Source organism: Dyadobacter sp. 32 (assembly GCF_902506755.1).
Classification (GTDB): domain Bacteria; phylum Bacteroidota; class Bacteroidia; order Cytophagales; family Spirosomataceae; genus Dyadobacter.
Window position 1 is genome coordinate 3,716,867 of the sequence record NZ_LR735258.1, and the last position, 22,506, is coordinate 3,739,372.

Here is a 22,506-nt window from a genome sequence, read left to right on the forward strand (position 1 = left end):
AATTTTCCTTCACTGCCGGGGCAAATTCCATTTGGAGACTTTTACCCTTCATGATTCTGGCCCTGTACTTTGTACGGTTTTTCATTCAAAATGACACAAGTGTTTCCAGGGATCAAAAAACCTTCATCACAGGCTGGCTTGTTCTTCAAGGTTTTTTTCTGGTTATTTCACCCAACCTTGAAATGATCCTGGCCGGAGGCATGCTCCTGTATCTGCTGATTATCCCCTGTTACTTTGTTTATTTTATTTTGATTCATGGCGCTTCTGATTTCCGGCCTGAGCTGGAAAAATACCTTTGTGCACTGTTCATTATTTTAGCCCTCGGAACCCTCGGCCTTATTTATTTCGGAGCTGACTACAAAGGAAGCGATAACCTTTTGGCCAGCAGAAACATCGCTGACACCAATGTGACCATGGCCTATTTTATTCTGCTGTGGCCATTTGCCTTGCTTTATGCCAACAGACAGAAAATGGCTGTTCTATTTGTATTTGTACTATCTGGTCTTTTCATCACCATTGTCCTGTTCTCATTTTCGCGGGGAGCCGTGTTCCTCATTTTGCCATACCTGATCATCACGTTATACCTGACCGGTCATTTTCTTAAATGGATATTGTTCATTATGCTCATCATATACATCAACGGGGAAAGGTTATTGCACTTTTTGGAGAACCAGAACCTTACATACTTTTGGTCGCTACGATTCGCGGACGTGCTGTCGGATTACTCATTCTGGAGTAATCTGCAGACTGTCAGCGGACGTGTAGAAATTCAGCAAACTGCTTATGAGCTTTTCCTGGAAAGCCCCGTTACCGGTCATGGCACCGGAAGTTTTGAAGTCCTTGGACCGGGTTTTCGGGAGGCTCACTCGCTGTTCTACACACTTCTTGCGGAGCAGGGACTGATAGGAACCATTTATTTCTACGCTCTATTCCTGTTTCTGGCCCAATATCTGGTTTCTAATGCGTTAAAGCCAAGAACACTACACTATTGGTTAATACCTATGGCTCTCCTGTTCTATCTGGCATTTAACCATACCGTTGGAAGTGTGTTTGTGATTATTCCTGCCAAAAGCATCTCTGTCAACTGCATTGCGCCTGTATTACTGATGTGTCTCTATTTTTACCCGAGGAATGCTGAGCCGTTTTACATGCGATGAAGTCTTATGCAAAAACCACCGAATAAAGTGCTCATCGTTGGCAAGCTGCCGCTCCCCATCGGCGGCGTTCGCATCCATGTGCAACGCTTAATCGAAGAACTGGAAAAACGTGGCTACGCCAATTTCAAATTTTACGATCTGGAAAAGAATCCATTTTATAAAATTCTACCAGTAGTGATCAAATATCCCGTAGTCCACCTACACACCTCAAACCCGTGGTTTCAGTTGCTAATAGCAATTTACAGCAGATTGACCCGAACCCGACTTATTATAACCTATCACAGCAATTGGGGAAGATACGGAACCCTGAGAAATGCTGCGGAGACCCTTTCCGCCTTTTTTGCCCGGACACCCATTGTACAAAATAATGAAAGCCTTCTCAGGGCAAAAAAAATGAACAGGCATGCCATAATGATGTCGACATTCATTCCGCCGGTGCATCTGACACCACTTAGGAATGCCCTATTACAGCAGATACATTTGCTTCAAAATCAATATAGTTATCTGTTTTGTACCAATGCCTGGGATATTGTTTTTGATAAACATGGCCGGGAGGTTTATGGCATTTCCGATCTGATTAAAAGTATGGATCGTTGTGAGCAGTCTGTCCTGATAATTTCCGACCCCTCCGGCCATTATCAGAAATTCATGAAGGAGCAATGTGGTGTAAAAAAGGATAAGGTTTTCTGGATATCCGAACCCCACGACTTTTGGCATGTACTTGCTTTCTCACACGCTTTCATCAGAAACACAACCACCGACGCCACATCAATATCCATTCAGGAAGCACTTTGCCTCCATAAGGTGGTATTCGCCTCCGCAACGGTATCACGCGCACCAGAGTGTATGGTGTATCAGGATGTTTCGGCGGTACATTTCGAAGCTGAATTGGAAAAAATTTTAATGAGAAGAATCCCGCAGCGAAAAAATCGTTGCGCTGCTTCGACGGTTGATCAACTACTATCACTTTATCAGGACCAGCTTGGGCGATTGTAGAACATAATCTTTCATATAGAAATTGTGACGATTTGAGCAATCTCCTGCGATTAACTGAATCCTTATTTTTATCTTTGACCAAACTGATTTCTATCATGATGTCCCGGAACTAACCACGAAATCAGTGTACTTCCACTTAACCAAAAGCCATCAACAGTAGGATCAGAAAGGGCTACCTGCGGCTCAGCCAACATTCGGTATCGCAACCAAAATTGCAAGCCATTTTCTTGATAGGTAAAAAATAAAAAGTGCATTTGTCGGGAATCTGGCATCGCAAGATCCCGTTGACGGATTTCTACATATACCCAAAACCAACTCTTAACCTTTCGGCCACTGAGTCCATGAAGAATGCTCATTATACCCCAAGACCTATTCTTAAAAAACGGACCTTGTTTTCCAGCCTTATGGAATCAGAAAACGGGGTAATTTCCATCGTTGCACGGCTTCTGATCATTTTTCTGATGATTTATCCCGCATCGGGTTTTGCGCAGACACAAGCAAAACAAAATTCAGAATCAAACTTTAATCAAGCTCTTATCAATGGCAAAGCAGCTAATGAAGCCTTTCGCCACAGCCATCGTTATTTACTGGGCTGGCTCACAAAGGCCGATCCGGTTTCGGGACTGATCCCACGCAACCTGAACAAAGATACCTGTATCTGGAATGCCTGGGATGCCGGGGCAGACAATTACCCGTTCATGGTGATGACCGCCTCGATGCTCGACCGCCCGGTTTTTGAAGGAAAAATGCGTGACATGCTGGCTTCCGAAACCAGGCTCACTTCACGAATCGGACGCTTGCCAGACACTTATTCTTTTTGCAAGAAAGATTTTCAGAACAATCAGATTGACACCAGTCAGGTCATTTTTGGTAGCGCGGAATACATGAAAGACGGCCTGATCCCACTGACCGAATGGCTGGGTTCAAGTCCGTGGTCGGAGCGTATGCTGGGGATTTTGGAAGACCTGAATAAAATTGTGGATGTGCCAACGGAAATTAAAAGTAGGGGCTTGGGTAATCATGCGGTGGTCGAAGTAGGCGGCGACCTGCTTCAGGTGCTGGCGCGTATGTACTGGCAGACCCGTGACCCCAAGTGGCTGCAATGGGGCATACGCATCGGCGACTATTACCTTTCTCCCGATCATCTTCCCACGCGGGCACTCCCAAGACTCCGACTGCGCGATCATGGCTGTGAGATTCTGTCCGGACTGGTAGAGCTGTATGCCGTTGTTTCGCTTGCTGATCCTGCAAAGAAGAAGCAATGGCAACCGTTTATCCACGAAATGCTGGATACGATTCTTGCCAAAGGGCGCAATGAACATGGCCTTTTTTACGACGAGATCAACCCGCTGACAGGTGATATTGTCCAGAAACGATTGGCGGACAATTTTGGCTACACACTCAATGCCTTTTACACGGTTTATATGATCGACCAGGTTGTGGCCTATCGGGAGGCAACTTTAAAAACATTGGGTGCGCTGTCGGCACATTACCGCAATCACGACTGGGAAAGCGGCAGTGCCGATGGCTACGCGGATGCGATTGAAGGAGCTTTGAATCTCTATCTGAGAGAGCCTGTTTCAAGCACTAAGGATTGGCTGGACAGCGAAATCAAAGTGCTTTACAATTTTCAAAAACCCGACGGCATCATCGAAGGCTGGCATGGCGACGGCAACTTTGCCCGTACTTCCCTCATGTACGCGCTGTGGAAAACGGCCGGTATACACATTTCCAACTGGGATGCCAATGTGATTTACGGCGCAGCGGTCGAGAAAAATAGTGTCTACGTGACCATTACTTCGCCCACAGCCTGGAAAGGAAACCTGATTTTCGGATCAAAGTGGCACACCGAACACATGAATATGCCGATTGATTACCCACGCATCAACCAGTTTCAGGAGTGGTTCCCTATTGAAAAGAACAAAAACTATAAGGTGACCATTGGAAGTAAGACCACCATGGTCAAAGGTTCCTTACTGATCGATGGTTATCCGGTTGAACTCAAAGCCAATGAAGTTATCCGAATGAGTTGTGTACGCTGATGATTAGCAATGTAGCACCGCAAAAGAAACATTAACCTAGAATCTTCATATTAACTAATAAAATAGTTTTAAAACTAAATAAATAGTCTTATATTTGGAATAAGAAATTTAAACTCCTATAAATTCAACAATATACAGAATGGAAATCAAAACATTAACAAGAGCCGAAGAGGAGATCATGCGGATTTTGTGGCAATTGAAGAAGGCATTTGTAAAAGACATCCTTGCCGAGATGCCCGAGCCAAAACCTGCCTACAACACCGTGTCAACGATAATCAGGATACTGGAAAAGAAGGAGGTTGTAGGCTACACGGCGTATGGGAAAACGCACGAATATTATCCGCTCATTACCGAGGAAGAGTACAAGCGCTTTGAGATGCAGAACCTGATGGTTAACTATTTTGACAATTCGCTGCCAAACCTGGTGTCCTTTTTTGTAAAAGACAATGACCTGAAAGCGAAAGATCTGGAAGAGATCATGAAGCTGATCAACGATCATAAAAACGAACAATAACTTTCCGTTAGCCATGGAAACACTCTTATACATAGGAAAAGTGAGTTTGTACTGGGTATTGTTCTATGCCTGCTACCAGCTGTTTCTGCGCCAGCAAACCTTCTTTGTGTGGAACCGGCTTTATCTGGTTGGCGCCTTGCTGGTTTCATTCGCACTGCCATTCGTTATCTATCCCGAATCCGCGCCGGACATACCGGTGATGTATGAGGTAAGCGCAGCAGCGTTTTCAGTTGATTACGTCCAACCTGAACAGGAGTCTGTCTTCACCTGGATCAATGCCTTCATGTTATTCTATTTGCTTGTTGTGCTACACCGATTCTACACCATGTTTGGCAACTTTCGCCAGCTTCATGGGTTTATCCGTGACGGGGAACTGGTGGAGCTGGAAGATTGTAAAGTGGTATTGATCAACTCTAACGATATTGGATCATTTTCATTTCTGAAATGGATTGTGGTCAACAGAAACGACTACGAGAATCATTTCGACGCCATCTTACGACACGAGATGGTCCATACCTCGCAGGGGCATAGTTTTGACATACTTTTTGTTGAAATTTTAAGGAGTATCTTCTGGTTCAACCCGATCCTGAACTGGTATAAAAATTCGTTACAGGAAGTACATGAATACCTGGCCGACGAAGCAGCACCAAATCGGGAACATTATGCAAGTTTCCTGGTTTCGTATGCACTCAATGCGCCCATTGCTGCGCTTACCAACCATTTTTTCAAACCGTCCCAGTTGAAAAGCCGGATAGAAATGATCTACAAAAACCGGTCTCCGAAATGGCTACGATCGTCTTACCTCCTTACTTTCGGGTTTATAGGGGCTGTGGCTTTACTCATTGCCGGCTGTGAAAAAATCAAAAATAATCTGACAGAAACCAGCTCTGCCTTACCAGCCAGGGAAACGGATTCTACCAAAACCATCACTGTCGAAGGCTGGATAACCAATGCAACCGATAAAATGGCTATTCCTGGCGCAAGTATTATAGTTGAGGGGTTGGCGCGCGGCACAACGACTGATCGCGACGGCAAGTTTACAATCAAGGCACCCTCTCACAGCAGGCTGATTATTGGCTTCATAGGATTCAGAACGCAACTTAGACCACTGAATGGTATTTCCAGCCACGTCATTTCGCTTTCACCCAGTAGCAACGAAGACATAGGAACCACACAGGAGAAGGAAGAAGTTGAACCACCAGCACGCGTGGACGAGGTGAAGATTCAAACCCTCGAACTACCTGGTGAAGGGAAAATTTATACGGTCGTCGAAAAACAACCGCAGTTTCCTGGTGGTGTGGAAGCGATGTATCAGTTTTTGGCAGACAATATTCGTTACCCGGAAGCAGCAGCCCAGGCCAATGTGACTGGGAAAGTATTCCTGTCCTTTGTAGTAACCGCCAAAGGTGATATACAAGATGTTATGATATTGAAAGGCATTGGGTTCGGGTGCGATGCAGAGGCTGTGCGAGTGGTATCTGCATTCCCCAACTGGGAGCCCGGCACGCAGGACGGCGCACCTGTAAATGTGAAGTACAATCTGCCGATTATGTTTTCGCTCAAAAGTGAGGACGGCCTTGGGAAATCATCTTCTCCCTCCAAATCCGATTTACGTTTAAAAGCAAGCTATGCTTCAAATATTAAACAGGGCTTCTTCGAGAACCCGATCATGCCAAGCATCATAAATCTGAAAGGAACCAATTTTACTTTTGGAGAGTCGTCCCCCTTGATATTTATCGATGGGGTGAAGCAAAAAGAACGAGGGAAAGATGGCCTCAACCTTTTGAAGCCAGAAAATATCGAATCCATCACCGTCTTAAAAGGCGAAACTGCCCTGGCTGCTGCTTCTGGTGACGAAGGGAAGGAAGGCGTAATTCTGGTGAAAACGAAAAAAAAGTGACCAAGCTGGGAGCATGGTCTCAATGGCCCGAGTAAAGTAGCGTCCTTTGAGGATATTTAGTTAGAAAGACCCGAGACATGCATCCCGGGCTTTTTGCTTTTCTCGTATCAAAAGAATAAGTTTCGCCTTTATTGTCTATCACGGTTTCAAATAACATGCCCATTTTCAAAGCAGCCATCGTAGGTGGTGGTCACATTGCAGAACAAAACCACATTCCTGCGTTAAAAAATTCCTCTGACCGTGTGCGCTTAACAGCGATATGCAGCCGTGACCTGGCAAAAGCACGTGCACTGGCTGATAGACATGGCATCCCTCAGGCATTAGACGACTTCTCTCAACTTTTCATAGAAGACGATAAACCCGATATCATCATCAACTGCACAGCCAATAACTTGCATTATCCATTTACAATACAGGCTTTGGAAAATGGCTGTCACGTATTTTGCGAAAAGCCGCCTGCTATGAATGCGCGGGAAGCAAGAGAAATGGCAGATTTGGCCAATAAAAAAGGGAGGATACTGGCCTATAATTTTCAAAGAAGGCAGACACCCCAATTTACACTTTTAAAGAAATGTTTGGCGGACGGAACGCTCGGTGAAATTTACCACATCAAAGCCAATTACCTGAGGCGCCGTGGTATTCCGGGCTGGGGGAATTTTACCAACAAAACGATTCAAGGTGGCGGTGCGCTGATTGACCTTGGCGTTCACATACTCGATCTTGCATTGGATCTTATGGATTACCCCCGTCCAATAAAGGTAACCGGAAATGTTTACGACCATATCGGAAAAAAGGGAGGAAAAGGTTTGAAAGGAGCTTGGGATGGCGCCAAATTCGACGTAGAAGATGCATGTTTTGCTTACCTGTCTTTTGCCAACAATGCGAGCATCATGCTTTCTAGCTCTTTTGCTCTCAACCGGAAAGAGGCCGAAAATATCAATCTGGAGGTGTTCGGAACGAGCGCCGGCGCAAGCCTCAATCCTTTTGAGCTCTATACAGAAGTAGCAGGCGAACTCGCCAACATCAACTTTCCGCATTTGCCCGAAAACAATCCTCAGTTCGACAATACAAATGCTTTTCTGGACGCCTGTGAAGGAAAATCAGCCAATATATGTACGGCTGAACAGGGCGCTGTTTTACAGGAGATCGTTGAAGCCATTTATCAAAGCGCTGATTCCATTTCGTAATAAAAACGGAAAACTACTTTCGTTAAGGGACAACAAGTTTTCAAACCACCTGAGCTACCTAAGACCACCTAAGTGTATGTGCCCTAACGGGACTCAAAATTTACTAAAAATAAAAAGCGCCCTGCAAACAAAATCGCAAGGCGCCTTAAAATTATATTCGCATTTACCCTCGTCCTTCCTCCCTTTTCCCCAAGCCTCCTGCCCCGTTTATTTCGCCGTAGCCATCACCATTTTAATATCCTGCTTGGCACCCAGTTCCAGCACATCGACCAGATCCTGAACAGCCAGATTTTTATCTACCCGCAATACGATTGTACGCTCTTCCACCCCTTCAAAAATGGTTTTCAATTCCGTTTCAAGCTGCTCAAAGGGTATGGGGGTTTTGTCGATGTAATAAACCTTTTTATCGTCAATAGATAGCGTAATCTGTTTCTTATACATCTGCTGTGTGGCCGATGCTTTCGGAAGCATCAGTTTGATCACGTTCGGATTGGACATCGTAGAAATGATCAAAAAGAACAGCAGGAGGAAAAACATAATATCGTTGAGCGAGTGTGTAAACACTTCCGGCGCAAACCGGGCCTTACGACGTATTTTCATAATACAATTTTCAATGAATGAATGATAAATGAGTGCTTGCCCTGTAAATTATTTGGACGACACCGGCTTCTGCAACACGTCTATAAAATCCGAAGCAGCCATTTGTAACCTCAGTGCAAAGCGGTCAATTTTCATGTTCAGCATGTGGTAGCCTGCATAGGCAATCAGACCGATGATCAGACCGGATCCGGACGTGATCATTTTTTCATACATACCACCAGCAATGGTGCTGATATTAAAATCATTGGAAATGGATATATCGTAGAAAATACGGATGATACCGGAAATGGTACCCACAAACCCAAGCATGGGCGCGATACCGGCAATGACCCCCAGATAAGGCAAATTACCTTCCATACGTTGGATTTCGATCTGGCTGGCGTTTTCAATAGTAGTTTCAATGTCCTTGATGGGGTAGCCTATACGGCCAATCGCACGCTCAAAAATCCGACCTGCTGCGTTACGCTGATTCCGGCAGGATGATTCGGCGGACTTTAGATTTCCCTGCTGGATGAAATCCTTTACGTTATCTACAAACTGTGGCTCTATTTTACCATTGGCACCAATGCCCAGAAATCGTTCAATAATCAGGAAAAGTGTTCCCAGAAAAAGCAATCCAAGCGGGAGCATTACCCAGCCTCCTTTTGCAAGAAGGTCAATAACAGAAAGTCCCTGATCTGCGACAGGTGCAGCCATGGTAGAGTCAGCAAGTGCTTGTAGAAGCATCATATAAAAGATGAAAAGTGAATGGTTAAGCGAATGATAAAGAGGTCAAATGCATTCAAAAACAATATTTGATCTTAAACGGAGTAAAGGACGGCTTATTGTTTAAGCCGCAAAGATAGGAAAATTACTCTTCCGGTGTAATCCACCCTTCTTTCACATCTTCCGTGCCCGCATATAAATCCGATAACAGTAGCGTTGCTTCTATGGACTGGATCGTGACAGAATCGGACAACTTGTAAGCGTCCTCTGCTAGCAGCCAGTGATTATCCTCGGTACGTCGGTAAATCTCAACGCCAACATTCAGTGAATTAACGATTACATATTCCTGTAAGCTACTGATATCACGGTACAAACGAAATTTGTCGCCCCGGTCATAAGCACCTGAACTCCGAGAAATCACCTCAACGATAATGGTAGGATTGGTGATGGTGTTATGATCCCTGGCCGAATACTGGTTAGGCCCGCACACAACCACCACATCCGGATAAGTATAAAGGGTGTTTTCAGGAATATGAATCCGCTGGTCGCTTGAGTAGCTTCTGCAGGATTTTTTGTTTTTCAGAGTCGTATATATCTCACCAGACAAATTTTCCTTAATGCGGTTGTGGTTCGGTGTGCCCCCGGCCATCATAAAGATTTCGCCCCGGAAGTATTCGCTTTTGTAGCCTGCCTTAGCTTCCATCAGCAGATAATCCGCTTCGGTATATATGGTCTGTGCAACTGCTGTCATAACCCTTATCTTGTTTTAACAAAAATAGTAAAAGCGTAGTTAATTACAGCCTTGATAATTCAACCTCAACACATTTTGCATTCCAAACATGACTATTCGCGACCCTACTCTGTACCGGCCGGTATTTCCGTTAATTAGATTTGAAAAATGGAAAAATCTCTTCCAACCATTGAATCAGATTTGGTATCTTTCCCAATATCTTACGCTCTCCCGATGAAACATTTTTTACTATCCCTACTTTTGATCCTGCCCCTTCTCAATGGGTGTCAGGAATGTGGGCCACAAAAGGAACTTACCGTTGATGTTAGTATAAGTGGCACACCCAATCGCCTGAAAAAAATAACTGCTTTGGGAGTACTGAACGATGAAAAATTGAAAGAGCAGTCCGACAGCACTTTAAAGGATTACTGGATGCTGAAGCTGCCCATTTCGCTCAATTCTGATCAAACTACTTACATCTTCGAGTTCGAAAACAGAACTGACACGATGGCCATATTTTACGTACGAGACTTCTACTATGAAGACGGCTGCGGATTTGTAGCGGACGTAAAAAGTGCCAGAGGACTGTCTACATTTTCGAATCTCAGTGTTTCTGCAACCTCCTATATTGGCAAAGGTGAGTTCTTGAATCCATATCATGGTGGTATACGAATCCACGCCTACTTATGAAAATAATTGCACACCTCCTCACGGTCTTTCTATGTAGTAACTACGCATTCGGGCAGTTGGACAGCGTGCCAAAACCCGCGCGGTCTGTTGCTCTGGGTGTTGATATTTTTAAAAGTTTACCTTCATTTATCATCAATGAAAAGTACTTTACCCAAATGACCGTCGTCGTGGAGCCTTCGGTACAAATTCAAGGAAAATCTTCAAGAAAAAGCCTTATGTTTTCCTTTGGATTTGTTTCGGGTTCTACCAACAAGAACACGCTCAACTTCATCAATCGGCAACACTTTCAGGGATTGTATTTCAAAACTGGCTTCGAAACAAGGCATAAGCTAATCCCGTTGAGTATCGGCGTGGGGCCTGTCATTTCCATGAACTTTCTTAAAGGCACCTATGAATTTAAGGGACCCACCTTCGGAGATTATCAAGGAAAATTTGCAGATCAGAGTATTGCCCTGGGCATACACGGCTACCTCGCCTATGATTTCACCACGGGCAAAAAATCGTTTATGCGCGTGTCCGGCCAGGCAAGTACCGTATTGTTTAATGGAAAAATTGATCCCTTACTATCCTGGCTTGGGCCTGTCTGCAAAAATTGAGAGGGGTCTTGTATCTGTCGGAGGGATCACCGCACATTTTTTTTACCAGCTTCGATAAAACTGAACTCCGCTGTCAATCGTATTGATTCCCTTTATACCTTTGCGGAGAAATACGCTTTTGATTGCCCAATTCGTTGTAACTATTGTGAGAAGTTCTGCTAAACAATTGATATCACTCGGTCTGCTTGGCCTCATGCTTTTGAAAGCGTGTGTGATTCCTTTGTTGTATCTGGACTTTGAGATTCGCCGGGATTACATTGTGGCCAATCTTTGTGAGAACCGCAACCGCCCCATGCTGAATTGTAACGGTAAATGTTACCTCGCCAAGCGAATAGCGGAAACAAAAAAACAAGAGGAACGCCAGGCAGAACAAGATTACATGGCAAACCTGATATACCAGGTAATGGATTGGCATCAGCACAATTACTTCTCTGTAAAAGCACCAGCCATCAATATTTCCTTACAGCTTTTATTTGACTACAAATCTCGTTTCCCGGTATCCTGCATGGTCGACGACATTTTCCATCCGCCTCTCGCCTAATACGTTACCGCATTTCCGGATGCTCTTAATCAGGAGCATCCAATTCTACATTTTATATCAAATTTGCAATTAACCTACGTTTATAGGTTAGTCATAATTTTATTTCATCATGAAAAATATTTTTTCAAGAGTTGCTACCCTTGTGCCAGCAGCATTCTGCCTGTTTGCATTGATTTCCTGTTCGGATTCCACCGACAATTCAGAGCCGGTACCTGTGACAGAAGGGAAATTAAGGATTGAGTTCGATAACGTCGTTGGCGACAAAAACCTGGTTTTAAACAGCGTGAGCTATCTCAATGCGACCAAAGAGGATTTCATTGTGACCAAATTCAACTACTTTATTTCGAATATCAAATTGACAAAAGCAGACGGAACCGTTTTTACGGTTCCACAGGATTCGAGTTATTTTCTTATTAAGGAAGATACAAAGGCGACCCAGTTTGTAACATTAAACAATGTTCCCTCAGGAGATTATAAAGCCGTTGAATTTATGGTGGGCATAGATAGCCTGCGAAACACCGCACCGATCGAAAAAAGAAAAGGAGTTTTGGATCCAGGCGGATCTATGCTGGAAGATGGCATGTATTGGTCATGGAATTCGGGATACATTTTTCTTAAATTGGAAGGAACGTCGCCCAAAGGCAACCCGGTCAACAATAAATTCTATTACCATATTGGACTGTTTGGTGGGTATAAGGACCGAACCGTGAACAATACGAGGGTAGTCAACGTAGGGTTCGGGTCCATAAAGGCAACTGTGACAGAAACTGCCATGCCTGAAATACATTTACTAGTGGACGTACAGAAGGTCTTCGACGGGCCCGGGGCTAATATCAGCATTGAAAAGTATAACAGCATCATGGGAGGGCAACCCGAACGATCACAGGACATAGCCAACAACTATGCCAAAATGTTCACGCTGGATCATATTCATTAAATGCACGTCGGTAAATGAAATTTCCAATCATCAGAACTGGTTTACTCATGTTCCTATTGTCATTTGGCACAATGGCGATGATCTCCTGTGACCGGGATTCCAAACAACCGGATCCTGAACCAACAGGTCCCACACCCGTTGCATGGAAAAAACCAGCCCAATTCCCCGATCCGGTTTATGATCTTTCCCGAAATCCGCTTACTGCGGAAGGGATCGAATTGGGTCGCTTTCTATTCTATGATGGCATTTTGTCCCGAACCAATAAGATCGGCTGTGGCACATGTCATCAGCAACAGGCTGCTTTCACGCATCATGGTCACGAACTCAGCCATGGTGTGGATGACCTGTTGGGCGTAAGGAACTCCCCTGCTATCCAGAACATGGCGTGGAACACCTCTTTCTTTTGGGACGGAGGTGTCCACGACATGGATTTAGTCCCATTTAACCCCATTGAAAACCCGGTCGAAATGGACCTGAAAGTAGCAGTCGTACTGGATAAACTACGTCAAACGCCAAACGCCTCTTCCAAAATACCGGTTGATTACCCGAAGATGTTTAATGCAGCATTTGGAACCAATGAGATCAATAGTGAGCGGCTTATGAAGGCATTGTCGCAGTTTATGATGACCATGGTTTCGGCAAATTCCAAATACGATTATTTCAAAGGCGGCGATGCCAATGCACTGAACGCCCAGGAAAAGGAGGGTATGGTATTATTTCAAAAGAATTGCAGCTCATGCCACGAAGGCGAATTATTCACCAACCATAGTTTCCGCAACAATGGTCTGATGCCTATGAGAAATAACGATACCGGCCGTGGAGCCATTACTGGGAATGCACTAGATAATTACAAGTTCAAAGTGCCATCGTTACGTAACGTGGGTTTAACCGCTCCATATATGCACGACGGTCGATATCATACAATGGAAGAAGTTTTGGATCACTATGCCGACAGTGTGCAAAAATCCGTAACGCTGGATCCACTGCTGATTCAGGAAAACGGAAAAACAGGAATTGCGCTCTCCAAATCCGAAAAGCAATCCATCATTGCCTTCCTGAAAACACTCAATGACGAACAGTTTATCAAGGATGCACGCTTGTCTGATCCTGGCGTGGGAACAGCGTTTTAAACCTTATAAGATGAGATTATGAAATTGACCTATATATTTTGTTTCCTGTTTTCACTGACCATTTTCACGGCAAAAGCCTGTGATATATGTGGCTGTGCCAACAGTGGCGCTTATTTCGGACTATTACCGCAATCCAATAAATCACTGATCGGGGTCAGATACCAAAGGTTAAACTTCATTACGCATCCGGACAGCAAGGTGCTTCGTACTGAGGAGAATTTCAATGTTGCTGAATTGTATGCACGATTTTTCCCCATCAAAAGAGTACAGGTGATGGCGTTTTTGCCCTATCGGACCGATCAGCAGATTACCTCTGCGGATGTTAAAAAGCAGAACGGACTGGGAGATGCCACCATTCTGGCCAATTACAACGTCCTCAACACACTGATGGACAAAGAACACTCCGGAGCGTTCACCCATACATTGTTAGTTGGCGGCGGCATCAAGCTGCCACTGGGCAAGTTCAAGTTTAACGTGGATGATCCATTACAAGTCGCCAATGCCAATTTCCAGCTCGGAACAGGCAGCACCGATTTCATTCTGAATGCCTTTTATACGATCAACAAAGGAGATTGGGGATTGGCTACAAACGTTTCCCGTAAGTTCAATACCACCAACTCGCAGGGATATAAATTTGGAAATCAACTTTTTGGAACTGTAGACCTGTACAGATCTTTTCGAATTGGAAAAGCTTCTTTAATGCCCAGCGTGGGTGTATACGCCGAAAATGCCGAACACGGTACAGACCATGGTATGGTCCTGGATCTGACCGGTGGCAAACTGCTTAATGCGGCAGCCGGTGTTACCCTGTTTACCAATAGGTGGACACTGGGGGTCAATGCGCAAAAACCGCTGGTTCAAAAAAGCGCCTCCGGACATGTCGTAACGAAAGAACGAGTTTTGGTTCAATTAGGATTTTTATTTTAAAATAATACAAGACGCCACATGCGTTCATTTATAGCATCCTTGCTGCTTTTTGCAATTATGCTACCCACGATTAGTCCGTGGGGAACGGTGGCGTATTTCCATGTCAACCGAACCTATATTGCCAAGGTGCTCTGCGAAAACCGGGATCGGCCAAAGCTTAACTGCAATGGCAAGTGTTACCTCGCTAAAAAACTTAAACAGCAGCAGGAAAAACAAGATAAAGAGACCACCGAGCGGGTTGCCAATGCACCCATCGTGCACCTATTCTGCCTAACAGTTTCTCACTTTCTGTTTTTACCCAACTGTTTTATACAAAAAGTCAAACCTGTTTTTGGCTATTTGATCTGTATTTACAATTCCCCAGTCTCCGGCCTGTTACGCCCGCCCCGGTAGCGCCTTTTTTTTTACAAATTCCCATTTTCAATTTCTCAGCTTGGAGCAATTTTGCTTCCGGGGCATGCCATGCCGGCAGATCTAAGCAATCTTGTTCTGACCAGTTTTCATTTAACCGATATCCATTTTAATCCAACATATTTATTATGAAACGCTTTTTCATTTTAGCTCTTGCAGCAGCCCTTTTTACTTCATGCTCCGACAATAACGCTGTGGAAACAGTAGCCCCTGAAACTACCTCTCAGGCCAAGCTTACTTTCGATTCGAAAGTAGGTACTGCCGATTTCGCCTTGAACAAAGACTTCACCGTCGGAACCAAGACCTACAATTTCAAAAAGCTTCGTTATTGGGTGAGCAACATTTCATTTATCGATTCCAAAGGGGTGGAATATAAGGTGCCAAACTCCTACTACCTGATTGAAGAGGTTGGAGAGCTTGATCTCACAGGAACTTTAAACGATAACAAAACCACGTACCCAGCTCGTAAAAGAGAAACCATCGACCTGAAAGACATCCCTGCCGGAGACTACAAGAGCGTTAAATTCTCCATCGGAGTGGATTCCAAATACAACGACAACCTCAGCCTGGGTGCAGGTGAGCTTACCATTGCCAACGGCATGAGCAACATTGCCTGGATGTGGCACTCCAGCTATATATTTTCTTCAGTGGGTGGTACGGTTAAAGAAGGTGCTGAAACAAAAACATTTACGACCGAGACCGGCTTGAACGCCAATTATAAAACCTTAACGATCGACCTGGCATCACCGGCCAATTTCGCCTCTACCAAAGAAGTGGTTTTGAATGTGGATGTCACCAAGGTTTTTGAAGGCATTGACCTTATCAAAAATCCTACCATCAATGCCATGAGCGCACCGCTTATGTCCACAGTAGCGGCCAACTACGCAACCAAGGCGATTGCTTTCGGCACAACGGTTAAGTAAGAATATGAAATGGCAAAAAGCCGTATTTTTTATCCTGCTGACCATCGCGCTCGTAGGCTGTAACAAAGGTGAAATTGATCCGGAACCACAGGCATATACACTGCCTGTGCCGGATCATTTCCCAGAGCCTGTGTTCGACACCCAGAATCCCATGACCCGGGTCGGGATAGATCTTGGCAGAATGTTATTCTATGACGTCCGATTGTCGGCCAACAACAAGGTTTCCTGCGCAAGTTGCCATGCACAGTCACTGGCTTTTAGTGACGGTGTGGCATTGAGCAAGGCAGGTGTAGCCGGAACGGCATTGAAGAGGCATTCCCCCGCTTTGATCAACATGGCATGGGCTAATAATGGATTATTCTGGGATGGCGGTTCTACCAACCTGGAATCACAGGTCTTTGGCCCGCTCACAGCCCATGACGAAATGGCCCAGAACCTGTTTGAACTCATGGATGAACTCAATGCGGTTCCTGAATATGTCACGCGTTTCCGAGCGGCTTTCGATGGAGAAATATCTTCGCAGAATATAGCCAAGGCGATGGCCCAATTTCAACGGACACTCATTTCGGCAGACTCCAGATATGATAAATTCAAATTGAACAAATCAGGCGGAACCATGTCGCCGGTCGAATTAAAAGGATTGGAGCTCGTAAAACAGAAATGCCAGGGATGCCACAGTGGTGAACTCTTTACCGACAACGACTATCATAACAATGGCCTTGATGCCGACTTCTCCAATACCGACCATGAGGGCGTATTTCTGGGCCGATACAGGATCAGCTATGACCTGGACGACCTGGGGAAGTTCAGAACGCCCACGCTTCGTAATGTAGCACTCACAGCCCCATACATGCACGACGGGCGGCTTGGTTCACTGGAAGAGGTGGTTGAGCATTATTCGAGCGGTATCAAAAACTCGGGAACCCTCGATCCGCGTCTTCCGGCAGGCGGACTAAAACTGAATTCGGAGAAGAAGGCCGCCATTGTTTCCTTTTTGAAAACCTTGACCGATCAGACGTTTATCGTGGATCCCAAATTTAAAAAACCATGAAATGGCGTCACAGCTGTTTGGGTAAACGCAGCATGCTCACAGAAGAAGAACTGGCCCTTTTGCTGGATCATACAGGCGTAACCCTTCCTGCAACCCAATCAGGTCGATTCAGTCCTGTAATGCTAATCGTTGTGCATGTGTCGCTGCTGCTGATTTTAATTGATTTAGTTACCCGTATTCATTAACCGTTTATTATGAAAAAAATACCTTTATTGATCGCTGGCTTACTGCTGGTTTCTATATCCACGATGGCCCAGGATAAAAAGCCGACGGCCATTCCTGCGGATGTGGAAAAATTGCTCACCCAGTATGCATGTCTGGCGTGTCACAAAGCAGATGCAAAAGTAATCGGACCGGCCTACGCAGAAGTAGCCAAAAAAAAATATACAGATGCCCAGATTGTGGAGCTCATTTATACGCCGAAGCCTGCTAACTGGCCCGGATTTCCACCTATGGCGCCCATGAAGCACGTTCCAAAGGACGATGCCCTTAAAATAGCCGGGTGGATCAACTCTCTTGCTTCCAGCAAGAAACAGAAAATCTAAACTTGTTTTGATAGTACTTAAAACATAGGGCGCCTTTGACCCTATGTTTTTTTCTTAATTCATTTTTTATCCTAATTCATGAAGACAATGAAAATAATTATCTCCAATATTCTGGTTTTAGTTTTATTAGCCGGATGCAATTCAACACAAAAAGAGACCTCGGATACCGATACAACCACCACGCCTCATGCACACGGCGGCCATGAGGCACACGAAACCGGAGATCCGCTTGTAAAGGAAGTCATGGCTATTCACGACAGCATCATGCCTTCGATGAGTGTGATCATGGACTTGAAGCAAAAGCTCACATTGGAACTGAAAGCAACCGACAGCCTGCTGGCTGTAAAATCGAATAATGAATTAAAAAAACGGAAAGAGAAGGCATTCGCTGCGCATATTCAGTTGGATAAGGCCGACAAGGAAATGATGAACTGGATGCACCAATACAAAGCAGACACGCTTGATAAACTGGGCGAAGAACAGGCAAAGGCCTATCTTGCGGATCAGAAGCAGAAAATTGAAATAGTCCGGGGACTTATGGTTAAAAGTATAAATGATGCCCGTTCCCTAATCGAGAAAAAATGACCTGTATCAAAAGCCAGATAATTGCTCTAATGATCCTCACAGCGCTGTTGACTGGCTGCCAGGATAAAAAACTCCCGTATATTGGCGAACCGGATGTCGTCAGGAAAATGGTGGATGGGAAAAAGGTCGAAGAAACGATTTACCCGACCATTCCGGAATTCTCTTTCCAAAACCAAAACGGCGAAACAGTCACCGGCAGGTCATTTGAAGGGAAAATATATGTGGCAGACTTTTTCTTTACCACCTGCCCCACCATTTGTCCACCGATGAAAAAAAACTTGCTGAAGGTGTATAATCTGTACCAAACCAATCCCGAAGTAGGGATATTGTCGCATACCATTGATCCGGAACATGATACGGTAGCCGTGTTGAAAAAATATGCTGATGATCTGGGTGTGAAGGGAACTATGTGGCAATTTGTGACAGGCGACCGGAACAAGATTTATGAGATTGGAGAAAAACATTACATGGTGAGTGCGCGTGAAGATTCGACCGAAGCAGGGGGATATATTCACAGCGGTCATTTTGTGTTAATTGATAAAAACAAACACATCCGCGGTATGTACGATGGGACTACGGAAGAGGGCACCCAGCTGTTGATTGAGGATATTAAAGTGTTGTTGAAGGAGTAGATCAACCCGCGCTGCGGCATTTATATAACAAAAACAACATCTTCGCACTGACCAGTGTCACTATTAAACATTCATTAAAATCAAGGAAAATTGACTTTTGAGTTGTTTCTTTGTGTAAAAAACAGACAATATGCAGGAACAGGAAAAGAATGCGCAGCCCTGGTTGGGAAAAATGCAGGCAAAATGGGGATTGGATACAACCAGGCAGGTTCTTCTGGTATTGGCGGTTTTCAGCTTGGCAGGCTCATCGGTAGTCTGGCTAAGAAAAGGCCTTTTTTACCTGCTCGGCTATGACGATGCTACGCCGATGTGGCTCAAAACCATTACGTACATCCTCTTTATTTTCCCAACTTACCAAAGCCTCCTGCTGATCTACGGATTTCTTTTAGGACAGTTTTCATTTTTCTGGGAAAAAGAAAAGAAAATGTTCCGCTGGATTGCGGCTAAGTTTAAGAAATAGAAAACACCTTGTTCAGATATAAAAAATGACGAAAGCCCGATGCTCTTCGTCATTTTTGGTTTCAAGACCCAACGCCGGATTACGCCCAGCTGGCAATGATCTTACTACCCTCCTCACTTTCCTCTATCCTGAGATAAGTCTGTATTTCCTGCTGCAGATCTTCCACATGGCTGATAATCCCCACGATACGATTCTCTTTTCTTAATGATTTTAATGTCTCAAAAACGGTTTGCAGGGCATTTTTATCAAGGGAACCAAAGCCTTCATCCAGAAAGAAAAAGTTATGGACCGACTGGTTCCTCACATGAATATGATCGGCCAGGGCAAGTGCCAGCGACAAGGCCGCCTGAAATTTCTGCCCCCCCGACAAGGTTTTCAACAAACGCAGGTGACCACCGTTGAGCAGGTCACGTACCCAAAAACTGTTCCCCTCACCCAGCTCCAGATGCAGTTGCTGATGGGTCATCTGATGAAAACGGTGGTTGGCTGCCTGAATCAGGTTCTGGAGGTAAATGCTGGAAGCATAATCCACAAAACCGCTCGATCGGAACAGTTTGGCCAGATCATCCAGATGTTCTTTGCGCAATTGAAGCCGGGCCTTTTCTGTTAACAAACTGGCCTTTCGTGCCAGATCGCCGGCCATCTTTTTGAGTAACCCCTCGAGTCTCCCCTCCTCCTTACGTTCTTCGTTGAGGGAAGCCGTCATCGCCTCTTTTGCACTGCTTACCGCCTGATGTGTTGCAGGATCATAAACCTGACCGGCACTTTCCTCCCGAAGATTTTCGAGATCCCTTTGGGTATTGTTTAAAGCAACCTTAAATTCTTCAATTACCTTTTTCTCAGTAGCGATTGTGATGGGTTTCTGAAGGATACTGGTCACCAACTCCTCCGAATCAAACTTGTATAGAACCAATTGCTCGTCGATCTCATTCTGTATTACAGTGAGATCATTCCTGTTCCGTTCTAATGTAGTCACCAGCACAGACTGGCTTCCGGTCAAAGTGTCCGTCTCCTTTTCCAGCGCATCCATCTCTTTGGAGGCTTTTTCAAAAACGGCAGTTATTTCGTTGTACTCTGCCTTCAGACCAAGGATTTTCGCTGCAACGGCTGGTTTCTCAAGACCGTCGTAGTCCGCCAGCCTGACTTTTTCGAGTTGCTCCGTCAAAGTTGAAATCGTACTATCAATTCTTAAGATTTCATCCTTGAGTGCTTGCAGCGGTTTGGCTATTTTTTCATCTCTTTCTGAGACCTGAAAATCAATATTTTCTGCAAGTTTTTTTATCCCAAGCTCGGCTTCTCTGATCTCCTTCTGAAGCTGAACAGATTCTGAAAAATACTGATCAAACCCTGCGCGATCGTTTTTATCAAACTTACTCCATACAAATAGCTGATGATGTGCTTCCAGCCTGTCTGTGGACTCTTTGTATCTAATCCTGAAAGTTTTTATCTGTTTCTCCAAACTTTCGACATGATCAAAATCCCTTTGCACCCGGGACTGAAACAGCCTGACAGATTCGGCCTGCTGAAAGAGCGTTTTTTGCTTCGCTTCGTTTACCTGAATTTCTTCGCTCAGATTGATATCCGTATGAAGCACCGCCGGGTGGTGCTCCGACCCACACAGCGGACATGGCAAGCCTTGTTCAAGATTGCTTGCAAATCGTTGAAGCTCCCTGCGCGTTCCGATCTGGATCGTCTGTTGCGAAAGCTCCTGGCGTTGCGCCTCGTTACCTGCCAGGTATTTCTCCACTTCGGCATGGATGCTTTCCAGGGTCGGTTCCTGCCGAATTTGAAACCCGAACAAATCCCCGGCACTCCGGATTTTCTCGGTGAGCTCGGTCTTACGCAGCTCGATCTCCTTTTTCAGATTGATACCTTCGCTGTAAACCAGGTTCTTGTTTACCTGAATTTCTTCTAAAGTAGCAAACCAGGATTTTACCTGGCTTAGCTCTGTTACATCCGAAAGCAATATTTTTTTCGACTCGTTCCCTGCTTCACTGATTGCTCGTTGTTCCTTCAGTATTTGAATAGCCTTATCTTTTTCTAACAATTTTTCTTCTCCCCGAAGCAGTGCAGCCTTATTTCTTTCCGACAATTGTACGTTGTCTTTGATAGAAATAACCTTTTCCAGCTCATCGGCCAGGGCGAGCAATGCTTCCCGATTTTCGTAGCGTGGTTGTATTCCAGTGATTATTTCCTTTTGTTTGTCAAAAACAGATCCTAGTTCAGCGATTCTCAGGAGATTTTTTTCCAAAACCTCGCGATCCCTATGGATAGCAATCAAAAGCGATTTTTTTTGATCTAAAAATGCCTTAAAATGAATAGCACATATTTCAAATACGCTTAATAGCTCCTCCCTTTTGGTGATATCTGCTTGTCTGGATTCCAGCAAGTTCAACTGAGTCACCAGTACGGCAAGCTTGTCAAATGTTAGCTTTAATTTCAAAAGTTGCCCTTCCTGCTCTGTCAACACAAGCAATTTTTCCTGGCTTTCTTTGATCCGTTGTCTTATAAGATCACGTCTTGACTCTTCCGAAGCTATCATTTCAGACGTTACTTCACCAAGTCCAAGAAGTTGTCCTTCTGTGTTGGATAGTTCCAGATCGTTCTGCTTACTTAGTGAACCCACATTCCGGCTCAGATCATACTTTTCCAGTTGGAAAAGTTCTTTCATCATACGGGTTCTTTCAGCGTCTTTCAGCTCAATAAACTCCTGAAACCGGCCCTGCGGAATGATGATTGTTCTTCTGAAATTATCATAACTCAGGCCAATAATGCTTTCGGTGGTCTGATGATCTTCCAGTGGGATCCAGGAATCATCCCGGCGAACATATCCGCGCCTTTCGAATGTCTTTACTTCCTTGAAATTTTTGCTGTTGCGCTTCCCTCGTACGGTGAACCGGTACAGGTCCCCCGTTTTGCCGGCTAAGCATTCAAAATCGATCAGCAGCTCATCCGATCGGAGGTTCATCATGTTGTAGGTGCGGTCATCTCCCGAACGGTTCAGACGTTCGGTATCCCCATACAACGCAAAAGTAATGGCTTCAAGAATGGAGGATTTCCCACTTCCTACGGCACCGAAAATTCCAAATAGTGACGCATCCGTCAGGGCATCAAATCGAATTTCCTGCTCCTTCTGATAAGAATACAGGCCTTTTATTTTAAGGTACTTAGGGATCATTTTTGATGAAAGTCGGCGTTAATCTGGCAGCATACCCATCCGGGTATATCTTCCCGGTTCATGTTTAAT

Annotated in this window: 24 protein-coding genes; 20 read left to right on the forward strand and 4 right to left on the reverse strand. The window is 44.8% G+C overall.

Annotation, left to right across the window (positions count from 1 at the left end):
• Positions 1–50 precede the first annotated feature (50 nt).
• The 6 genes from DYADSP32_RS15160 to DYADSP32_RS15185 all read left to right on the forward strand — a co-directional run bounded on the left by DYADSP32_RS15160 (position 51) and on the right by DYADSP32_RS15185 (position 7,796).
• A complete protein-coding gene (locus DYADSP32_RS15160) occupies positions 51–1,157 on the forward strand; it encodes an O-antigen ligase family protein (RefSeq protein ID WP_149241948.1) in 1,107 nt (368 codons plus the stop codon).
• 6 nt (positions 1,158–1,163) lie between these two features.
• On the forward strand, positions 1,164–2,153 hold the full coding sequence (locus tag DYADSP32_RS15165) for a glycosyltransferase family 4 protein (RefSeq protein WP_149241947.1): 990 nt from the start codon (positions 1,164–1,166) through the stop codon (positions 2,151–2,153).
• A 404-nt stretch (positions 2,154–2,557) separates the two neighbouring features.
• Entirely contained in the window at positions 2,558–4,195 is a 1,638-nt protein-coding gene (locus DYADSP32_RS15170) for a hypothetical protein (protein ID WP_414617799.1), read from the forward strand.
• 139 nt (positions 4,196–4,334) lie between these two features.
• The gene (locus DYADSP32_RS15175; RefSeq protein WP_149241946.1) at positions 4,335–4,709 is read left to right on the forward strand and encodes a BlaI/MecI/CopY family transcriptional regulator; all 375 of its coding nucleotides are present in this window, start codon (positions 4,335–4,337) and stop codon (positions 4,707–4,709) included.
• 13 nt (positions 4,710–4,722) lie between these two features.
• Entirely contained in the window at positions 4,723–6,609 is a 1,887-nt protein-coding gene (locus tag DYADSP32_RS15180; protein WP_149241945.1) for a TonB family protein, read from the forward strand.
• A 155-nt stretch (positions 6,610–6,764) separates the two neighbouring features.
• Positions 6,765–7,796: a Gfo/Idh/MocA family protein gene (locus DYADSP32_RS15185; protein ID WP_149241944.1), complete on the forward strand. Its 1,032-nt coding sequence runs from the start codon at positions 6,765–6,767 to the stop codon at positions 7,794–7,796.
• Between the two features lie 207 nt (positions 7,797–8,003).
• Here DYADSP32_RS15185 and DYADSP32_RS15190 read toward each other — a convergent pair whose 3' ends face one another.
• From DYADSP32_RS15190 to DYADSP32_RS15200, 3 genes are all read right to left on the reverse strand, one after another.
• The gene (locus DYADSP32_RS15190) at positions 8,004–8,396 is read right to left on the reverse strand and encodes an ExbD/TolR family protein (RefSeq protein WP_149241943.1); all 393 of its coding nucleotides are present in this window, start codon (positions 8,394–8,396) and stop codon (positions 8,004–8,006) included.
• A 48-nt stretch (positions 8,397–8,444) separates the two neighbouring features.
• Complete coding sequence (locus DYADSP32_RS15195; RefSeq protein ID WP_149241942.1) at positions 8,445–9,125, reverse strand: MotA/TolQ/ExbB proton channel family protein; 681 nt, start codon at positions 9,123–9,125, stop codon at positions 8,445–8,447.
• 121 nt (positions 9,126–9,246) lie between these two features.
• Positions 9,247–9,852 carry a Uma2 family endonuclease gene (locus DYADSP32_RS15200; RefSeq protein ID WP_149241941.1) on the reverse strand — a complete coding sequence of 202 codons (606 nt, stop codon included), beginning with the start codon at positions 9,850–9,852 and terminating at the stop codon, positions 9,247–9,249.
• A 147-nt stretch (positions 9,853–9,999) separates the two neighbouring features.
• Here DYADSP32_RS15200 and DYADSP32_RS15205 point away from each other — a divergent pair, with 147 nt between their 5' ends.
• The 14 genes from DYADSP32_RS15205 to DYADSP32_RS15270 all read left to right on the forward strand — a co-directional run bounded on the left by DYADSP32_RS15205 (position 10,000) and on the right by DYADSP32_RS15270 (position 19,259).
• On the forward strand, positions 10,000–10,521 hold the full coding sequence (locus DYADSP32_RS15205) for a hypothetical protein (protein ID WP_414617800.1): 522 nt from the start codon (positions 10,000–10,002) through the stop codon (positions 10,519–10,521).
• Positions 10,518–11,117 (forward strand): hypothetical protein, encoded by a 600-nt coding sequence (locus tag DYADSP32_RS15210; protein ID WP_149241939.1) that lies wholly within the window; start codon positions 10,518–10,520, stop codon positions 11,115–11,117. The genes DYADSP32_RS15205 and DYADSP32_RS15210 overlap by 4 nt, the downstream gene beginning before the upstream one ends.
• A 145-nt stretch (positions 11,118–11,262) precedes the next feature.
• Positions 11,263–11,658 carry a hypothetical protein gene (locus tag DYADSP32_RS15215; protein ID WP_414617801.1) on the forward strand — a complete coding sequence of 132 codons (396 nt, stop codon included), beginning with the start codon at positions 11,263–11,265 and terminating at the stop codon, positions 11,656–11,658.
• 109 nt (positions 11,659–11,767) lie between these two features.
• Positions 11,768–12,595 carry an MbnP family protein gene (locus DYADSP32_RS15220; protein ID WP_149241938.1) on the forward strand — a complete coding sequence of 276 codons (828 nt, stop codon included), beginning with the start codon at positions 11,768–11,770 and terminating at the stop codon, positions 12,593–12,595.
• A gap of 14 nt (positions 12,596–12,609) precedes the next feature.
• The gene (locus DYADSP32_RS15225) at positions 12,610–13,725 is read left to right on the forward strand and encodes a cytochrome c peroxidase (protein WP_149241937.1); all 1,116 of its coding nucleotides are present in this window, start codon (positions 12,610–12,612) and stop codon (positions 13,723–13,725) included.
• An 18-nt stretch (positions 13,726–13,743) separates the two neighbouring features.
• Complete coding sequence (locus DYADSP32_RS15230) at positions 13,744–14,652, forward strand: hypothetical protein (RefSeq protein WP_149241936.1); 909 nt, start codon at positions 13,744–13,746, stop codon at positions 14,650–14,652.
• An 18-nt stretch (positions 14,653–14,670) separates the two neighbouring features.
• Positions 14,671–15,045, forward strand: coding sequence for a hypothetical protein (locus DYADSP32_RS15235; RefSeq protein ID WP_149241935.1), 375 nt, complete (start codon positions 14,671–14,673; stop codon positions 15,043–15,045).
• A 146-nt stretch (positions 15,046–15,191) separates the two neighbouring features.
• Positions 15,192–15,986 carry an MbnP family protein gene (locus tag DYADSP32_RS15240; RefSeq protein ID WP_149241934.1) on the forward strand — a complete coding sequence of 265 codons (795 nt, stop codon included), beginning with the start codon at positions 15,192–15,194 and terminating at the stop codon, positions 15,984–15,986.
• A gap of 4 nt (positions 15,987–15,990) precedes the next feature.
• A complete protein-coding gene (locus DYADSP32_RS15245) occupies positions 15,991–17,037 on the forward strand; it encodes a cytochrome c peroxidase (RefSeq protein ID WP_149241933.1) in 1,047 nt (348 codons plus the stop codon).
• Complete coding sequence (locus DYADSP32_RS15250; protein WP_149241932.1) at positions 17,034–17,222, forward strand: hypothetical protein; 189 nt, start codon at positions 17,034–17,036, stop codon at positions 17,220–17,222. Before DYADSP32_RS15245 ends, DYADSP32_RS15250 begins: the two co-directional genes overlap by 4 nt.
• Before the next feature lie 9 nt (positions 17,223–17,231).
• Complete coding sequence (locus DYADSP32_RS15255) at positions 17,232–17,582, forward strand: c-type cytochrome (RefSeq protein WP_149241931.1); 351 nt, start codon at positions 17,232–17,234, stop codon at positions 17,580–17,582.
• An 87-nt stretch (positions 17,583–17,669) separates the two neighbouring features.
• Positions 17,670–18,167, forward strand: coding sequence for a hypothetical protein (locus tag DYADSP32_RS15260; RefSeq protein WP_149241930.1), 498 nt, complete (start codon positions 17,670–17,672; stop codon positions 18,165–18,167).
• The gene (locus DYADSP32_RS15265) at positions 18,164–18,799 is read left to right on the forward strand and encodes an SCO family protein (protein ID WP_149241929.1); all 636 of its coding nucleotides are present in this window, start codon (positions 18,164–18,166) and stop codon (positions 18,797–18,799) included. The genes DYADSP32_RS15260 and DYADSP32_RS15265 overlap by 4 nt, the downstream gene beginning before the upstream one ends.
• A 130-nt stretch (positions 18,800–18,929) precedes the next feature.
• On the forward strand, positions 18,930–19,259 hold the full coding sequence (locus DYADSP32_RS15270; protein ID WP_149241928.1) for a DUF6787 family protein: 330 nt from the start codon (positions 18,930–18,932) through the stop codon (positions 19,257–19,259).
• Between the two features lie 79 nt (positions 19,260–19,338).
• Here the strand turns inward: DYADSP32_RS15270 and DYADSP32_RS15275 are convergent, their stop codons facing one another.
• Entirely contained in the window at positions 19,339–22,437 is a 3,099-nt protein-coding gene (locus DYADSP32_RS15275; protein WP_149241927.1) for an AAA family ATPase, read from the reverse strand.
• Positions 22,438–22,506: the final 69 nt, after the last annotated feature.

What these genes read in the sequence shown, in the direction of transcription:
- DYADSP32_RS15220 (WP_149241938.1), top strand. Translation starts at nt 11,768, where the DNA reads ATGAAAAATATTTTTTCAAGAGTTGCTACCCTTGTGCCAGCAGCATTC.
- DYADSP32_RS15250 (WP_149241932.1), top strand. Translation starts at nt 17,034, where the DNA reads ATGAAATGGCGTCACAGCTGTTTGGGTAAACGCAGCATGCTCACAGAA.
- DYADSP32_RS15175 (WP_149241946.1), top strand. Translation starts at nt 4,335, where the DNA reads ATGGAAATCAAAACATTAACAAGAGCCGAAGAGGAGATCATGCGGATT.
- DYADSP32_RS15200 (WP_149241941.1), bottom strand. Translation starts at nt 9,852, where the DNA reads ATGACAGCAGTTGCACAGACCATATATACCGAAGCGGATTATCTGCTG.
- DYADSP32_RS15185 (WP_149241944.1), top strand. Translation starts at nt 6,765, where the DNA reads ATGCCCATTTTCAAAGCAGCCATCGTAGGTGGTGGTCACATTGCAGAA.
- DYADSP32_RS15235 (WP_149241935.1), top strand. Translation starts at nt 14,671, where the DNA reads ATGCGTTCATTTATAGCATCCTTGCTGCTTTTTGCAATTATGCTACCC.
- DYADSP32_RS15260 (WP_149241930.1), top strand. Translation starts at nt 17,670, where the DNA reads ATGAAAATAATTATCTCCAATATTCTGGTTTTAGTTTTATTAGCCGGA.
- DYADSP32_RS15210 (WP_149241939.1), top strand. Translation starts at nt 10,518, where the DNA reads ATGAAAATAATTGCACACCTCCTCACGGTCTTTCTATGTAGTAACTAC.
- DYADSP32_RS15225 (WP_149241937.1), top strand. Translation starts at nt 12,610, where the DNA reads ATGAAATTTCCAATCATCAGAACTGGTTTACTCATGTTCCTATTGTCA.
- DYADSP32_RS15240 (WP_149241934.1), top strand. Translation starts at nt 15,192, where the DNA reads ATGAAACGCTTTTTCATTTTAGCTCTTGCAGCAGCCCTTTTTACTTCA.
- DYADSP32_RS15190 (WP_149241943.1), bottom strand. Translation starts at nt 8,396, where the DNA reads ATGAAAATACGTCGTAAGGCCCGGTTTGCGCCGGAAGTGTTTACACAC.
- DYADSP32_RS15195 (WP_149241942.1), bottom strand. Translation starts at nt 9,125, where the DNA reads ATGATGCTTCTACAAGCACTTGCTGACTCTACCATGGCTGCACCTGTC.
- DYADSP32_RS15165 (WP_149241947.1), top strand. Translation starts at nt 1,164, where the DNA reads ATGCAAAAACCACCGAATAAAGTGCTCATCGTTGGCAAGCTGCCGCTC.
- DYADSP32_RS15170 (WP_414617799.1), top strand. Translation starts at nt 2,558, where the DNA reads ATGGAATCAGAAAACGGGGTAATTTCCATCGTTGCACGGCTTCTGATC.
- DYADSP32_RS15245 (WP_149241933.1), top strand. Translation starts at nt 15,991, where the DNA reads ATGAAATGGCAAAAAGCCGTATTTTTTATCCTGCTGACCATCGCGCTC.
- DYADSP32_RS15265 (WP_149241929.1), top strand. Translation starts at nt 18,164, where the DNA reads ATGACCTGTATCAAAAGCCAGATAATTGCTCTAATGATCCTCACAGCG.
- DYADSP32_RS15270 (WP_149241928.1), top strand. Translation starts at nt 18,930, where the DNA reads ATGCAGGAACAGGAAAAGAATGCGCAGCCCTGGTTGGGAAAAATGCAG.
- DYADSP32_RS15205 (WP_414617800.1), top strand. Translation starts at nt 10,000, where the DNA reads ATGGAAAAATCTCTTCCAACCATTGAATCAGATTTGGTATCTTTCCCA.
- DYADSP32_RS15275 (WP_149241927.1), bottom strand. Translation starts at nt 22,437, where the DNA reads ATGATCCCTAAGTACCTTAAAATAAAAGGCCTGTATTCTTATCAGAAG.
- DYADSP32_RS15255 (WP_149241931.1), top strand. Translation starts at nt 17,232, where the DNA reads ATGAAAAAAATACCTTTATTGATCGCTGGCTTACTGCTGGTTTCTATA.
- DYADSP32_RS15230 (WP_149241936.1), top strand. Translation starts at nt 13,744, where the DNA reads ATGAAATTGACCTATATATTTTGTTTCCTGTTTTCACTGACCATTTTC.
- DYADSP32_RS15160 (WP_149241948.1), top strand. Translation starts at nt 51, where the DNA reads ATGATTCTGGCCCTGTACTTTGTACGGTTTTTCATTCAAAATGACACA.
- DYADSP32_RS15180 (WP_149241945.1), top strand. Translation starts at nt 4,723, where the DNA reads ATGGAAACACTCTTATACATAGGAAAAGTGAGTTTGTACTGGGTATTG.